This is a genomic window from Halomonas sp. Cn5-12 (assembly GCF_021532545.1).
GTDB lineage: Bacteria > Pseudomonadota > Gammaproteobacteria > Pseudomonadales > Halomonadaceae > Vreelandella > Vreelandella aquamarina.
The window spans coordinates 33,183-48,223 of record NZ_JAKGAY010000013.1; the positions used below are offsets into that span (position 1 = coordinate 33,183).

Genomic DNA, 15,041 nt, shown 5'->3' on the forward strand with positions numbered 1-15,041 from the left:
CCGCTACAATAGAGGCCGTTTTGCCTCATCCACCAGGGTGCTTACTGTTTATGCCTACCCCCAATGAGTCGATACAGCTTACGCTCAACGGCGAACCCTACGCCATGACCTCAGGCCTCACCGCTGCCGATTTGGTCGAGCAGCTTGGCCTGGGCGGGCGTCGTATCGCTGTCGAAATCAACGAACAGATTGTGCCTAAGAGCCAACTGGCCGCGACCCCGCTGGCCGCAGGCGACCAGATCGAAGTGGTCCACGCCATTGGCGGCGGCTAGCTGCCGGTGCTTTTTCAAGGAATCGCTATGACGCAACTGACTGATACACCGTTCACCATTGCCGGACGTGATTTTAGCTCCCGCCTGTTAGTGGGTACCGGCAAGTACAAAGACTTTACCGAAACCGGTGCTGCCATTGCCCAGAGCGGTGCCGAAATCGTCACCTTTGCCGTGCGCCGCACCAACCTTGGCCAGGATGCCGATGCGCCGAACCTGCTCGACGTCATCTCGCCCAAGCAGTACACCCTGCTGCCCAATACCGCTGGCTGCTACAACGCGAAAGATGCCGTGCGCACCTGCCGCTTGGCCCGCGAACTGCTGGACGGCCACAACCTTGTCAAGCTGGAAGTGCTCGGCGACGATCACACGCTCTACCCCAACGTGGTCGAGACGCTCAAAGCGGCCGAGACCCTGCTGGCCGACGGTTTCGACGTGATGGTATACACCAGCGATGACCCGATTGTGGCACGCGAGCTGGAAGCCATGGGCTGCTGCGCCATCATGCCGCTGGGTTCATTGATTGGCTCGGGCCACGGCATTCAAAACCCGCATAATGTCCGCCTGATCGTGGAGCAGAGCAGCGTGCCGGTCCTGGTGGATGCAGGCATTGGTACGGCCTCCGATGCCGCTATGGCCATGGAGCTTGGCTGCGACGGCGTGCTGCTCAACAGCGCCATTGCCCACGCCCGCGATCCGCTGCGCATGGCCAACGCCATGAAGCTCGCCGTCGAGGCGGGCCGCGATGCGTTCTTGGCAGGCCGCATGCCGCGCCGCCAAAGTGCCGACCCCTCTTCGCCTTTTGCAGGCCGAATCAACGGCTGATACAGAGACACCATGACCGATACGAACGACACCGCGCCCGAGAGCAACACCACTGGCCCCGAAAGTGCCGATGCGCCGCTGCACCGCCGCGGCATTAAAAGCTATGTGATTCGCGCCGGGCGCATGACCCAAGCCCAACAACGCGGCCTGGAAGACGTATGGCCGCGCCTGGGGCTGACCATTGCCGATGGCCGCCAGGATTTAGACGCCCTGTTCGGTCGCCAAGCCCCCCGCGTGGTGGAAATTGGCTTTGGTATGGGCAACTCGCTGATCGAGCAGGCCGAAACCCACCCGGATACCGACTTTATCGGAATCGAAGTGCACGCCCCCGGCGTTGGCAAACTGCTCGATGAAGTGGATAAACGCGGCCTGACCAACCTGCGCGTTTACCGGGAAGACGCCCTGGCGGTACTGGAACAGTGTCTGCCCGAAGGCTCGCTGACTACGCTGCAGCTATTCTTCCCCGACCCGTGGCCGAAAAAGAAGCACCATAAGCGGCGCATCGTGCAGCCTGCGTTCGTGGAGCTGATTCGCACACGCCTCAAGCCCGGCGGCACATTCCACATGGCCACCGACTGGGAAGCCTACGCCGAGTGGATGGCGGAAGTGATGGAATCTGCCCCCGGCTACGCTAACACCGCCACCGACGAGACGTCGCCCTACGTGCCCCGCCCGGCCTTCCGCCCGCTCACCAAGTTTGAGGCCCGCGGCGAAAAGCTCGGCCACGGCGTCTGGGATCTGATTTACCGGCGGGAAGCGTAACGCTTACTCAAACGCCGTTAGCGCAAAGCTGTCGCACTCGGTCACCTTGGCAAACCACGCCTGCAGCCGTGGAAAGCGGTTTGGCCAATCAAAGGCCGGTAAGCGAAAGCTGAGGTACGCCAGGGCGACAGCGACCACAATCGCCCCTAGCGTGCGCTGGGTATGGCCAGCCAGCACGCTAGGGTGCGCTTCCAGCGCCACCAGTGTGCGCTCAATCGCTTTTAACCGCCGGTTTCCTAACAGCGTCTCATCCGCGCCTGGCCCACCATGCTTGCGGCCAATCACCACGTTAAACGCCGCCTCCATCAAGCCCTGCCCCAACCCCGCCAGCGCCAGGGTTTCCGCTAAACCATCCGCTGGTAGCAGCTTCGCTTCGCCCACGGCATCCAGATAGTGGGCAATCAGCAGCGATTCGGTCAACACCTCGCCGCCTTCCGTCACCAGCGTCGGAATACGACTCAGCGGGGTAATCTTTAAAAGCTCGCTATCCGCTGCCCAGGGGTCGCACCAGCAGAGCTCTGTGCGCTCCATTAGCTCTTTTTCATACAAGCATACCCGCACGACGCGGGCGTAAGGTGAAGAAGCATTGAGATAAAGCTGCATGGTGGACTCCCCTCAGGTGACGAAAACGTATCGTAAACCACTCGATGCGGCCTGCCGCTACCACTTTTGAGGTAGGCCACCGACGTCAACGCACAACCCATGGGAAAAGTTTGCCCTGCAGCCCATCAACAGGGCATGAAGGGCTGAGTGGTATTTATAGGAAGGCATAAAAAAGAAAGCCGCTCCAAGGGGAGCGGCAAAAGACCGTGACTAGCAATGAGAGGGAGAAACCATAACAGGGTACCGGCGCTGAACTGCCTAGTCGCTGTCGTGGTTGCCAGCGGCTCATCAAACACTGACAAACACAATATAATCATTCTCATTTACCCCGTCAACATAAATGCGAATACTTTTTATTTATTTTTTCAGCCGACCAGCTTGAGCCAAAATGGCAGCGTCAGCATGGCAAGCAGCGTTTGTCCGGTAATAATGGCCGCCATTAATTCCGCATCACCGCCCAGCTGGCGGGCAAGGATGTATGCCGAGGTGGCCGTGGGTAGCGCAGCAAACAGCAGCGCGACGTCCCGGCTAACGGGGTCGAGCCCCAGTAGCCACGCTAACAGCAGTACACATGCTGGCATGCACAGTAGCTTAATGGCGTTAGTAGCAATCACCCCTCGGTCAATACGCAGCAGCGCCATGGGCTTAAGCGCGACCCCCACGGCCACCAGTCCCAGCGGTAGTGCTGCGCGTCCCAGTAACGTGACGGTATCTTCGCTCCAGCCGGGCAGGCCAACGCCGCTAAGATTCAGCCCAATCCCTGCCAAGCAAGCCAAAATCAGCGGATTTTTCGCCAGCGCTAGCGCGCTTTTACCTAGGCTTGCGCGACCCAGCGTGCCCGCCGCCACAAAGCTGGCCACGCACATAACGTTCACCACGGGCACCATCAGCGCCACGGCGACCGCAGCCGTTGTGGCCCCCAACGAGCCGTGCAGCGCGGCGGCCCCCGCTACGCCCACATAGGTATTAAAGCGCACGGCACCTTGAAACACCGAGGTGAATGCCGCCGGGCTGAGCTGTAACCAGGCTCGAAAATGCCACAATATAAGGCCAAACAGCGCCATTGCCCCCAGCAATGCCAGCGCCAACCGGCCAACGGGCACTTGGCTCACATCGGCTGTCGCCAGCGTGCCCACCAGCATGGCAGGGAACAGCACAAAGTAGATAAACCGCTCCATTTGCGCCCAAAAATCGAGGCTAGGCCAGCGCCCATACCCCATGGCTGCACCCAATAAAATCAATAAAAACAGCGGCCCTAATGCTCCGGTAATGCTCTCCATTGTTCTTCCTTATTAAGTGCGACATCCCAGCACAGCGACATCTGCGGGATAGCTGTTACCATGAAACGCATACCATGTAATAAATTTCCCCGCCTTATGGCCTGCGTAGCGACTATTCTGCCATGAAGAATTTGCCTAAACCTGTCGATGTTACGGGTTTTCCAGCGCTAAAAGTGCTTATCCTGGTGACTGGCCTCGCGCTGGCTGCGTGCACATGGTACGTGTTCGCTAACTGGCTTCGTGCCGATAGCGATATCGTGTGGTTCTCTCCTAGCGGCGAATGCAACTTGCATATGACCCCCTGTTCGACAACGCTGGGGGACAGAGGCCGTCTTACGTTAGCCATTGATGCCGATGGCCGTATCGAGGCGCTTGAAGTGCTGCCCTTGGATGTCGAGGTGGAGGGCATCACCCCCAGCCAAGTGACGGTGGATTTTGTTGGCCGCGATATGGATATGGGGTTAAACCGCTTTGCGCTTACCACCACTGCGCCCGGACACTTTCATGGCCAGGGCCAAGTGGGCGTTTGCACGCAAGAGGTGATGCCGTGGCGCGCTAGGGTTATTCTGGAGACGCCTGACGGTAAGCTGGGTAGCTGGTTCGATTTCGATGTTAAAAGGAGTTAAGCGCATGGTAGCCCCCATAAAACGCAAGCCGCTTTGGCTTGGCCTAGCCCTATTAGGCGTGCTAGTGGTGGCGGCCACCCTGGGCCTTTACCAGCTAGGCGTCGGCCAGGAGAGCGACGAACCACAGGGCGGCCCTATCGCAATGCCCTCTACCCAGGGTGACTTCTCCCTTACCCAGCTAGGCGATAATGAAATTGCCATTATCTCCTTTGGCTACACTTACTGCCCCGATGTCTGCCCCATGAATCAGGCGGTCAAACGCCAAGCCCTGGCTCAATTGAGTGATGCTCAACGTGAGCGGGTTGTGCCTGTCATGATTACGGTCGACCCAGAGCGCGATACGCTCGACCGGATGAGCGAATATATGCAATTCTTCGGCAGTGAGTTTATCGGCTTAGTGGGAAGCCAAGCGCAGCTTACCGATGTGGCTGAGCGTTACGGGGTGATTTGGCGGCGGGTAGAAGCGCCGGAATCGGCCATGGCGTATACCATCGACCACAGCGCTTCGCTGTTTTTGGTCAACCGTGAAGGGGAAATATTGCAGCGGGTGCTCTACTCTCCAACGCCCCACGGGTTAGTATCGGCGCTGGAAAGCGAACTTGGCAGCTAACGCTAAAAGGGGAACCTCAATAAGTTAGCTGCCATGTAGTTACTCAGCCGTTGCGGCTTGGTTAGCAGTTGCCGATTGTAGATGATCCAACATCGCCATCAGCGCCTGTGTCTGGGTGCCATCGCGAGTATCGTGCAGCGGATTGATCTGCCACGTACTCTCGGCAAAGCCCCACCAGTCCCAGCACGCTTGCGGGTTGGCCATGCTGCTCTCTGCCTGTGGGTAAAGTACCACCTGACCATGCTCCGCCGCCCAGCGGTTTAAGCCGCTGTAGCGAACAAAGGTGTCGTCGATGGCCTCCGCGTTCATCTGGCAGCCGTGCAGCGCCACCGTTACCGGGCAGCCGCCCGCCTCACATGCCTCTGGTACGAACACATAACCGGTATCGGCAAAGCCCTTCGCTGCAAAGTCGGACTGGTCAAAAGCTAACAGCTCGCCTTCGCTGGCGTTCGTCTCACGCTCGGGATAGAGCCAAGCCATCATCTCACCGGCCACGTCTTCTCCACACGCCAGCACATGACTGCCGCCGCCGTTGCGACAATCGCCCAAAGACTGCGGGTCAATAGGGGCGTCTTTTGGCATCGCTACCGGCCAGCCGTGCCCGGTGTTTGCCCGTTGAACGTAGCGCAGTTGCTGCTCAGGGCTTTCCAGCCAGCCTTGCCACTGCTGAGCCAGCAGATCTCCTAACGCAGGCGACACCGTCTCGTCCGCATCGCCATGCCACACAAAAGCGCGTAGCTGGCTTAGCGCGTCTTGGCTGCCTACTTGGTCTAATGAAAGATAGCGCTCACGCCGCTGTTCCAGTTCATCCAGCGATGGGAGCCCGCGGCGTGTCATCATGCACTGGTTCAGGGCTAGGCTTAATGCCCCTTGGGCGCACCCCCATGGGCCTGCGGCTAGCATGCCCACACCGCTAAAGCGCTCAGGCCAAGCAACTGCCAACTGAGAGGCCATATAACCGCCAGAAGAGACTCCTACCACGCTGGCTTGGTCGCTAGCAGCACCCAGCGCAGGTAGGCCGGGTGCCTCTTCCTTGGCGTGGGCAACGGCGCTGCCCAACAGAATAAGCGCAGCCATGAGACGGCGCTGATGAACGGCTATGCCCATGGCTTATTCAATGCCTAGCAGTTCAACGCGGAACGTGAGCATTTCATTCGGGCCAATGGGGCCTTGGCCGCGTTCGCCATACGCAAGATCAGCAGGAATATAGAGCATCCAGCTATCGCCAACGCTCATCAGTTGCAGGGCTTCTTGCCAGCCTTCGATCACTTGGTTGACCTGGAAGCTAACCGACTCACCGCGCTCGAAGGAACTATCAAATACGGTACCGTCGAGCAGCATGCCTTCGTAGTTCACCTCTACGGTGTCTTCTGCGCCGGGCGTTGCGCCGTCGCCAGACTCAAGCACTTCGTACTGCAAGCCAGACTCGGTTACTTCGACTTCATCCCGCTCAGCGTTTTCTGCCAGGAAGTCTTGTCCTTCTTCAAGATTCGTCTGCGCCAGCTCGGCGGCTTGCTGTTCACGCGCCTCCATTGAACTCTCTTGGAAAGCCATTAGCGCTTCCATCATCTCTTCTTCGTTCATCGCCAGCTCGTTGCCATCGAAGACATCGCGCATACCGTCGGTGAACGCATCAATATCGAGGTCTTCAATATCTGCCTGCATGCTTTCGCCCAGCGTAACACCCAGGCTGTAAGCCAAGCGCTGCTCGTCGGTTTCCGGGGCGGCGGCGGCAAACGGCGCTACCAGCAGAAGGCCAGTCAACGCGGTAGAAGAGAGTAGTGCTTTCATGGAAAAAACCTTATCCAGCGGCGCAGCGCGCCAAATGTTTTTGGGTGCCTCAAAGACTAACACCCGCCGCTTCAGGCTGCATTACCTGAAACGGCGGGTGTTAGTCAGACCACAATGATGCGTAGAGGTTTAGCCAGTGCTACCGCGTACGTTACACCACCAGCGTTGGGCAGTGGGCGGCCCCGGCAACACGCTGGGACACACTGCCCAGCAGCAGATTTTTCTCACCGTTCGTGCCCTGAGCGCCAATCACAATCAGGTCGCACTCCCGTTTACGGGCAAAGCGTACAATTGTGCGGGAGGGTCGTCCTCCTTTCACAAAGGCACGTACTCGCATGCTATCCGCCCCTAACTCAATGGCGTGGGACTTAGCGTGCACAGCAATTTCCGTGGCGTACTCTTTGAGCGCATCATCGGGGATATCCAGCCTATTGGGGCGCACCATAGAGAGCGACGCTTCCAATAGGCTGTGGTGCTTAAATACGCACAGCAGGTACAGCTCTGCACCAGTGAGCATATGCAGGCCAACGGCTTTCTCTAGCGCTTTGATGGCCCCCTTGGAGCCATCGACCGGGACCAAAATGCGATTAAACATCCGCGTTCTCCTTGTGACTGCTTAACGGAAGGCAACATCACGCAGGAACAGCGCAATTTGCGGGAACATAATCAGCAGCGCCGCCGCCAAAATCAGCATAAAGATAAACGGTGGCGTGCCTTTGATCACCTCCCAGTAGGGGCGCTTAAAGATTGCAATAGCGGTAAAGATATCGCAGCCAAACGGTGGCGTTGCCGAACCTATCGCCACCTGCAAGGTAATCAGAATACCCACCAACACGGGGTCTAGCCCGGTGGCCGCAATCGCCGGTGCAAAGATAGGCGTCAGCACCAGAATAACCACGATAGGGTCAACGAACATACAGGCCACAAAGAACGAAATACAGATAGCGATCAGTACACCCGTTGGCCCGGCGTCATTCACGCCCACGGCCTCCAGGATAGCCTGGGGTATCTGCGCAAAAGAGATAATCCAGGAGAACCCATTGCCTACGGCCACCAGGATAAATACCACAGCGGTAATCAGGCCAGTGGATTTGGCGATGGCGTAGATATCGCGCATTTTCAGCGAGCGGAACACCACAAACTCTAACAGTACCGCGTACAGCACACAGGCTGCCGCCGCTTCGGTGGGGCTAAAGATACCGCCGTAAATACCACCCACGATAATCACCGGGAAACCCAGCGGCCAGAGCGCTTTTTGCACGGCGGTGGCCCGCTCTTTCCAACTGGCACGCTCTTCGGTAGGAACATCTTTTACGATGGCATAAACGATGCAGTAGGCAGAGAACATAAACAGTATTAACAGGCCCGGCCCAATCCCAGCGATAAACAGCTCGCCAATCGAGGTACCGGAAATCACCCCATAAATAATCATGCCGATGCTGGGTGGGATCAAAAAGGCAATGTCACTGGCATTAATAATCAGCGCCAGCGTAAAGGGATCAGAGTAGCCCGCTTTTAACATCTTCGGACGCAGCGGAGACCCCACAGCCACCACGGTGGCCTGGGTCGAACCCGATACCGCCCCAAACAGCGTACAAGAAGCGGCAGTACTCACCGCCAGCCCACCTTTAATATGGCCAATAAACGACATCACCATATCAATCAGGCGGTTCGCGGATTGCCCACGAGTCATAATATCGGCGGCCAGAATAAACATCGGTACGGCGATCAGCGAGGCAGGGCGAATGCCCGCCATCATCTGCTGAATCAGCGTATCCATTTGGCCAAAGCCGTTAAACATCATATAGAAGCCAATCACCGCGGCGGTGATCAGCGGGATCATCATTGGAAAGCCCAGCAGCAGCAGGGCAATCATGGTGACTACCATTATCGTCGTCATAGCGTTCCCCTAGGGTGCAATCCCTGCTTTACACTTCTGTTTCGGTATCTTTGTAGCCGTCCACAACCCCAGTCGAGAGATACACGTCTCGGGTAGTCAGGTTTTTAATCGCGGTCAGCATGTACTGAATCCCGGTAATCAAAAAGCCCATGGGCACCCAGATATAAATAATCCATACCGGCAAACCTAGCGACGGCAGCACGCGCCCTTTGCTATACAGGTCGAGGATGTACACCACCGAGTAATAAAGTAGGAAAAACATCACCAGCGAGGTGAGGAACGCAATGCCGATCATCAATACTTTACGGCCACCCACCGGCAGCGCATCGTAAATCGCCGACATCCGAATATGACGACCGTGGCGGGCAGCGTAACCAATGCCCGCAAAGGTAATCATGATAATCAAGATACGGTTCAGCTCACCTGAGAACATAATGCTATTGCCGAATACAAAGCGGGCAATCACGTTGGTGACCGTATTCAGCGCCATTAGCAAAACCCCCATCGCCAGTATCACTGACTCGATTTTGCTAATTGCAGTGTCGATCACTCCCAAAAACCCGGGCAAACCGGACCGGTAGCTCTTTTCGGACTCTTCTTCGGTCATGGCCGTTCTCCTTTAAACCCAGCGTGGTCGCTTGCTATCTCAGCGTAGCGACTCTCCCGTCACTGACCACCGAACGGAGTATGTTCGGCCTTGCTTCATTTTGTAGCGTAACGGGTAATGACTCTTTTCGCTTCAACGCTGGATGTACGTAGATTTTTCTGTGTTACGCCGCCGAGGTACACATTTTTTCGTGGTGGGGCGAGCTGCGCCGATGAACCCACTCACCTGCAGGGCACTTTGGCAACAAAAAAGGGGCAGCGCTGGCTGCCCCTTATGACGTTACTTGATTAACGTAAAAGCGCTAACCCATTAGGAGTCGCTGTTAACGGCTTCAAGGTCCGCCTTGAACTGCTGCAACAGCTCTTCACCGCGATCGCCCGTCATTTCGAGAAACACTTCCTCAACCTGCGGCGCACGATCACGGAACGCTTGGATCTGCTCTTCGTTCAGACGCGTGACGGTGACTTCATCAGACGCTTCCTGAATCTTGGCGAGTGCTTCGTCGGCCAGACCTTTGATGTGCTCAATGGTGTGGTCGTAAGCCGCGTTGGAGGCTTCCTGCACCAGCTCTTTATCTTCGTCAGACAGGCCTTCGTAGAAGTCCTGATTGGCCATCATGGCAGTGGTAAACCAGCCATGGCCGGTAAAGGTCAGGTGCGGAGATACTTCATACAGACCGCCGGACTCGATCCAGAAAATCGGGTTTTCCTGACCATCGATAATACCGGTCTGCAGGCCACCGTAAACTTCACCCCAGGGCAGCGGCGTCGGCGTCGCACCAAAGGCGTCGTAGGTTTCCGACAGCAGCGGGTTGGTCATGGTACGGATTTTCTTATTATCCATATCTTCCGGCGAGCTGATCGGCTCGTCGGTAGTGACTACCATTTCACCCTCTGGGTACATCTTCAGCAGCTCAAGTCCCTGTTCCGCATAAAGCTCCGGGAACATTTCATTGATCGCTTTACTCTCGTCGAAGAATGTTAGAACGGTCTCTTCGTCGGTCGGCAGCAGGTAAGGAATAAAGAAGATCTGGGCTTCTGGAATCAGTGCACCAGTAAAACCAGGCGACTGGTTAACAAACTGGAGAATGCCGTTCTGAGTCTGCTCCATGATGTCATCAGACTCACCCAACTCACCAAAACGGTAAACTTGTACAGAGTGGTCGGAGTTCTCTTCGATGTACTCTTTAAACGCGTAAGCGAACACATCCTGCACGTCGCCTTCGTACTCTTCGTGGGCATAACGCCAGTTATCCGCCTGGGCAGTGGCGCTTAGGCCCAACAGCAGAGCACCTACGCTTGCCGTAGTGATTAATTTGGTGGTAACGGAACGAGTTGAAACTAATTTGCTTGCCTTCATGCAGAGTTCCCCTAGCAGTGGTAAGCGCGCCGTACGAGAGCGCCAGAATCTAATTTTTGTCTATCCCGTGCTGCTTCACTTTCAGGCTCAGCCGCTAACACGCAGAAACGTCATTCGTAACTTTGTATGCATTGCTGTGGGTTAGCGGGCGAAATAAGCGCTGCCAACGCGGGTTGATCAAAAACAGCTTAAATTCAGGCTAGCGTGGTGGATCACAGCGGTCAAGCTGGCTTGTCAGGGCCATTAGTGCCGTTTGTGTGTTTTCGCGTACGCGTGACGCTTGCGGCGAACGGTTGTCAAGCGGTGCCGAAAACAGCGTATCTTGCAGCCACTGTGCAACATTGTGCTGGTTTATGCTGCCTTTTATTACACTCACCTCCTGCTCCGATGAGAGTAACGCCCACTGTTGCCAACATTGAAGATTTTCACGTTCGGCTTGAATTTCAGCGGTTTGTAGCGTTTTACGCAGCGTGCTGATGGATTCGCTCTGGGCGGCTTGGGGTTTTAATCCTCGGCGCAGTTGGCGCAGCGGGGCCGTCACCTGCTGCTGCCAGCGGCATCGCTCCTCACGTATCGCCTTCAGTGGGCCGGGTTCAGCAGCTAAGCCATGCTCATAAAGCCAACAGTGAAACAGCAGCTCGCACACATCCACGCCTGCCTCATCTTGCAAGATGAGACAGGCGTGCTCTACGCCAGGCTTTGCATAAAGCGCTAAGGCAAAATCCCACAGCGGCCTCTGCTGCAAGCGCTGCAATCGGTTAGAATCGCGCATTGGTTTACCCACTTTTTTCGGGAGAAAACATGATCGCACTGCGCCAAGTCGCCCTGCAACGGGGCACGCAAACGCTCCTAGAAAACGCCGATCTGACGCTCCATAACGGCGTCAAGGCCGGCATCATTGGAGCCAACGGTGCCGGTAAGTCGAGTCTATTCAAACTCCTGCTGGGCGAGCTGGGCCCGGACCAGGGCGATGTAGAGATGAGCGGTGGCCAGCGGATCGCCCACATGGCCCAGGAAGTGGAGGCGCTGGATCGCCCCATCGTGGAGTACGTGCTGGATGGCGATCACGCATTGCGCAAGGCGCAAGCCGATTTGCTCGCCGCTCGGGAAGCGGGCGATGCCCATCGCGAAGCGGAGCTACACGGGCTGATCGAAACGCTGGATGGCTACACCGCCGAATCCCGCGCGGCCCAGCTACTGGTGGGGCTGGGCTTCGTCCAGTCGGACCTGATGCGCCCGCTTTCAGATTTTTCCGGCGGCTGGCGAATGCGGGTCAATCTTGCCCGTACGCTGTTCATGCCTTCCGACTTGCTGCTGCTCGATGAGCCGACCAACCACCTGGATCTGGACGCCCTGCTGTGGCTAGAGCAGTGGCTCACCCGCTACCCCGGCACGCTGCTGCTGATTTCTCACGACCGCGACTTTCTTGATGCTGTGTGCGATCACATTGTGCATATGCATCACCAAACGCTAGAGCTTTACCGGGGCAACTACTCTCGCTTTGAGCGCACGCGGGCCGAAAAGCTCGCGCTGCAACAGGCTGAAGCGGCCAAGCAGCAGGCCCGCCGTGAAGAGATTGAACGTTTTATTGCCCGCTTTCGCGCTCAGGCAACAAAAGCCAAGCAGGCGCAAAGCCGGGTAAAAATGCTAGAACGCATGGGGGATATCGCCGTCGCCCACACGGACTCCCCTTTCCACTTTACCTTGCCTGCCGCTGATAAAACGTCGCACCCGCTGCTGGTGCTGGACCAAGCCACCCTTGGCTATCGCGGCGAAGCGGGCGATATCGCTCAGTTAGAGAAGGTCAACATTACGCTACTCCCCGGGAGCCGTATCGGCTTATTAGGTCCGAACGGTGCGGGTAAATCGACCCTGATCAAGTCACTCACGGGCGAGCTTGAGCTGTTAGAAGGCAAACGCGTACCCGGTGAACATTTAGCCATTGGTTATTTTGCTCAGCATCAGTTAGAAAGCCTGGACGTGACCACCACGCCCTTTGTGCATGTACAACGCCTCTCTCCCACAGCAAGTGATCAAGAAATTCGCAACTTCCTAGGTGGCTTTGGCTTCAAAGGCGATGACGCCTTTGGCGAGGTGGCCACTTACTCTGGCGGTGAGAAAGCACGCCTGGCACTTGCACTCGTGGCCTGGCAAAAGCCCAACCTGCTGCTGCTCGATGAGCCCACTAACCACTTGGATCTGGAAATGCGCGAAGCGCTGACCGAGGCGCTGGCAAGCTTTGAGGGCACGGTCATCCTGGTCTCGCACGACCGACACCTATTGCGTGCCACGGTGGATGAGTTTTGGCGGGTGGCCGACCACCGGGTTGAGCCCTTCGACGGCGACTTGGAGGATTACCGGGCTTGGCTTAAGGCGCGGTTGGAAGAGAACCGCCGCGACGCCCGTAGCGAAAAGAGCGAACGCCAGAGCCAACAGCCCAGCGGCGACCGTAAAGCCGCCCGCAAAGCAGCAGCGGAGCTGCGCGAAAAGCTGCGCCCTCTGAAAAAAGAGCGCGACCAGGCGGAAAAGAGCATGGAAAAAGCGCAGCAGGCACTTGAGGAAGTAGAAGCGGTACTCGCCGACCCCGAGCTCTACACCGACAGCACCCGCAAGGCAGAGCTGACCCAAGCACTCGCCAAGCAGGCGGAGATTAAAGCGCGCCTGGATGCCGCCGAGCAGACATGGTTCGCTGCAGAAGAGGCGTTAGAGGCCATGGAAGCCGAGCTGCTGGCCAGCGAAAACGCCTGATCAGCCCTAGCTTTCTAGCAAAAAGGTGACCGGCCCATCGTTGACCAGGGCAACCTGCATGTCCGCGCCGAACTGCCCTTCCGCAATATGGGGCCAAGCGGCGCGGGCCTGACTTACCAGATAGTTAAACAGCCGCTCCCCCTCGTCGGGCGGGGCGGCGCTGGAGAAGCTAGGGCGTAGACCCTTGCGGGTATCGGCAACGAGCGTGAACTGTGATACCAGCAGCAGCCCACCCTGGGCCTGCTGCAGGTTATGGTTCATCTTGCCCGCCTCGTCACTAAACACGCGGTAGTGAAGCAGCTTATGCAGTAACTTATCGGCATCCACCTCGCTGTCACCTTTCTCCACCCCCACCAGTGCCAGCAGCCCATGGCCGATGGCACCGACGCTGTTGCCTTCCACCGTGACACTGGCGCTCTTAACCCGTTGAATCAGTGCTTTCACGCTTGCCCCTTCGTCCGTTCATTAGGCGCTGTTGAAAGGGCAGAGTGTAAACGCAGGTGAGTGCTGACCCAAGCGAGTTCAATTTCAGCCTGGCAAACTCGGCGCTGCTATCTTCATAGAGCGTTTCGCCATTGAGCGCGAGACGCAGCTGCTAGCCGCGTTACTGGGCGCTACGCTCGTCACGACCAGTGCCGCTGCTAGCAGCTGCGTACTCTTTGTTGGTTTGGGTAACACTATGCATAGCTATACACACACAACCAGCTCATAAAGGCTCCATACAACCACTCGATTGAGGAGTCATTGCGCCGCCACAAAGCCTTTACCAAGGCCGACAGAGCATCACATCGCAGTGGGGCTCACTAAGCAGCATTTCGGTTAGCGGATTAGTTTGATGTGGTCGGCTGCGGCTGCCTAACATGACCAAGTCCGGCGAGTGCCGTTTAACATAGTCGTGGAGTACATCGCATGGCTGGCCCGGCTCTAACGCCAGTTCAATGTCCGGCACGCCATCCAGCTCCCGCAGCAGGCTCTCGACTTCGTTATCCAGCGCTTCCCGCAGGCGACTGACCTCGTGGTCACGCCACTGGGCGTAGAATGCTTGATTCCCCAGCTCCAATTCGCCGGGCAGGCTCCAGGCGTGTAGAAGCGTTAGCTTGGCCTCAGGAAAGCGAATCAGCGCTTCTTTCAGGGTCTGCCGAGCCGTCAGCGAGAAGTCGATAGGCACCACAATATGTTGCCACGGCTGAGTAGGCAGGTAAGACGCCACCACCACGGGGCACGGCGCGCTACGCAAAATACGCATCATGGTGGTGCCGTAAAGCAGGTCTTTTTGACCACGTTTGCGGTGCATACCCAGCACGATGAGCGACGCCTGACGCTCGTGGGCTTCCCTCACGATTTCTACATGAGGCTCCCCCACCACCGTTTGAATCATCAGCGATGGCAGTTCCAAGGCGTAATCTTCGCGCAGGTCGGTGAGCGTCGCGCTAATATCGTCGTTGACGGCACGCTCCAGGTCATGGAGCATGCGATGCGGAAGGTAAGGGTCAAGCACGTGAAGGGTATCAAGCTGCGCGCCCTGCTGGTGGGCTAAGCGCAGCGCGCGGGCAAAGGCCGCGCGGTTTTCCTGGGAGAGGTCGGTGGCAAACAGCAGCGTGCGGGACATGGGCAGCTCCTTGGCCGAACAGCTCAGCCTAGTAGGCAAACAAACGGACACC

General features: G+C 57.3%; 17 protein-coding genes. 6 read left to right on the forward strand and 11 right to left on the reverse strand.

Features of this window, described 5'->3' with window-relative positions; all coding sequences use genetic code 11:
- Window positions 1–50: 50 nt before the first annotated feature.
- The 3 genes from thiS to trmB are packed head-to-tail and all read left to right on the forward strand — an operon-like array spanning window position 51 to window position 1,856.
- The gene (thiS, locus tag L1249_RS09170) at window positions 51–272 is read left to right on the forward strand and encodes a sulfur carrier protein ThiS (RefSeq protein ID WP_235253531.1); all 222 of its coding nucleotides are present in this window, start codon (window positions 51–53) and stop codon (window positions 270–272) included.
- A gap of 27 nt (window positions 273–299) precedes the next feature.
- On the forward strand, window positions 300–1,094 hold the full coding sequence (locus L1249_RS09175) for a thiazole synthase (protein WP_044629869.1): 795 nt from the start codon (window positions 300–302) through the stop codon (window positions 1,092–1,094).
- A gap of 12 nt (window positions 1,095–1,106) precedes the next feature.
- Window positions 1,107–1,856: a tRNA (guanosine(46)-N7)-methyltransferase TrmB gene (trmB, locus tag L1249_RS09180; RefSeq protein ID WP_235253532.1), complete on the forward strand. Its 750-nt coding sequence runs from the start codon at window positions 1,107–1,109 to the stop codon at window positions 1,854–1,856.
- Between the two features lie 3 nt (window positions 1,857–1,859).
- Here the strand turns inward: trmB and L1249_RS09185 are convergent, their stop codons facing one another.
- Window positions 1,860–2,459, reverse strand: a complete 600-nt coding sequence (locus L1249_RS09185) for a glutathione S-transferase family protein (protein WP_228168932.1) — start codon at window positions 2,457–2,459, stop codon at window positions 1,860–1,862.
- A 365-nt stretch (window positions 2,460–2,824) separates the two neighbouring features.
- Entirely contained in the window at window positions 2,825–3,739 is a 915-nt protein-coding gene (locus tag L1249_RS09190; protein ID WP_137093980.1) for an AEC family transporter, read from the reverse strand.
- 122 nt (window positions 3,740–3,861) lie between these two features.
- Here L1249_RS09190 and L1249_RS09195 point away from each other — a divergent pair, with 122 nt between their 5' ends.
- Both L1249_RS09195 and L1249_RS09200 read left to right on the forward strand, forming a co-directional pair.
- Entirely contained in the window at window positions 3,862–4,365 is a 504-nt protein-coding gene (locus L1249_RS09195) for a hypothetical protein (protein ID WP_062373046.1), read from the forward strand.
- 4 nt (window positions 4,366–4,369) lie between these two features.
- Window positions 4,370–4,975, forward strand: a complete 606-nt coding sequence (locus L1249_RS09200; protein ID WP_228168931.1) for an SCO family protein — start codon at window positions 4,370–4,372, stop codon at window positions 4,973–4,975.
- Window positions 4,976–5,014: 39 nt separating this feature from the next.
- Here the strand turns inward: L1249_RS09200 and L1249_RS09205 are convergent, their stop codons facing one another.
- The 7 genes from L1249_RS09205 to L1249_RS09235 form a co-directional block, all read right to left on the reverse strand.
- Window positions 5,015–6,082, reverse strand: a complete 1,068-nt coding sequence (locus tag L1249_RS09205; RefSeq protein ID WP_228168930.1) for a PHB depolymerase family esterase — start codon at window positions 6,080–6,082, stop codon at window positions 5,015–5,017.
- A gap of 3 nt (window positions 6,083–6,085) precedes the next feature.
- Window positions 6,086–6,766 carry an FKBP-type peptidyl-prolyl cis-trans isomerase gene (locus L1249_RS09210; protein ID WP_054640749.1) on the reverse strand — a complete coding sequence of 227 codons (681 nt, stop codon included), beginning with the start codon at window positions 6,764–6,766 and terminating at the stop codon, window positions 6,086–6,088.
- A gap of 151 nt (window positions 6,767–6,917) precedes the next feature.
- Window positions 6,918–7,361, reverse strand: coding sequence for a universal stress protein (locus L1249_RS09215; RefSeq protein WP_054640748.1), 444 nt, complete (start codon window positions 7,359–7,361; stop codon window positions 6,918–6,920).
- A gap of 21 nt (window positions 7,362–7,382) precedes the next feature.
- Entirely contained in the window at window positions 7,383–8,666 is a 1,284-nt protein-coding gene (locus L1249_RS09220) for a TRAP transporter large permease (protein WP_044629862.1), read from the reverse strand.
- Window positions 8,667–8,694: 28 nt separating this feature from the next.
- Complete coding sequence (locus tag L1249_RS09225) at window positions 8,695–9,273, reverse strand: TRAP transporter small permease (protein WP_044629861.1); 579 nt, start codon at window positions 9,271–9,273, stop codon at window positions 8,695–8,697.
- Between the two features lie 309 nt (window positions 9,274–9,582).
- Complete coding sequence (locus tag L1249_RS09230) at window positions 9,583–10,632, reverse strand: TRAP transporter substrate-binding protein (RefSeq protein ID WP_054644906.1); 1,050 nt, start codon at window positions 10,630–10,632, stop codon at window positions 9,583–9,585.
- 199 nt (window positions 10,633–10,831) lie between these two features.
- The gene (locus L1249_RS09235; RefSeq protein WP_062373040.1) at window positions 10,832–11,404 is read right to left on the reverse strand and encodes a TIGR02444 family protein; all 573 of its coding nucleotides are present in this window, start codon (window positions 11,402–11,404) and stop codon (window positions 10,832–10,834) included.
- 29 nt (window positions 11,405–11,433) lie between these two features.
- On the opposite strand from L1249_RS09235, the gene L1249_RS09240 reads away from it, so the two are divergent.
- Entirely contained in the window at window positions 11,434–13,380 is a 1,947-nt protein-coding gene (locus L1249_RS09240; protein WP_062373037.1) for an ABC-F family ATP-binding cassette domain-containing protein, read from the forward strand.
- Between the two features lie 6 nt (window positions 13,381–13,386).
- On the opposite strand, the gene dtd is transcribed toward L1249_RS09240, so the two are convergent.
- On the reverse strand, window positions 13,387–13,824 hold the full coding sequence (gene dtd, locus L1249_RS09245) for a D-aminoacyl-tRNA deacylase (protein WP_062373034.1): 438 nt from the start codon (window positions 13,822–13,824) through the stop codon (window positions 13,387–13,389).
- 319 nt (window positions 13,825–14,143) lie between these two features.
- The gene (locus L1249_RS09250) at window positions 14,144–14,989 is read right to left on the reverse strand and encodes a universal stress protein (protein ID WP_137093785.1); all 846 of its coding nucleotides are present in this window, start codon (window positions 14,987–14,989) and stop codon (window positions 14,144–14,146) included.
- Window positions 14,990–15,041 lie beyond the last annotated feature (52 nt).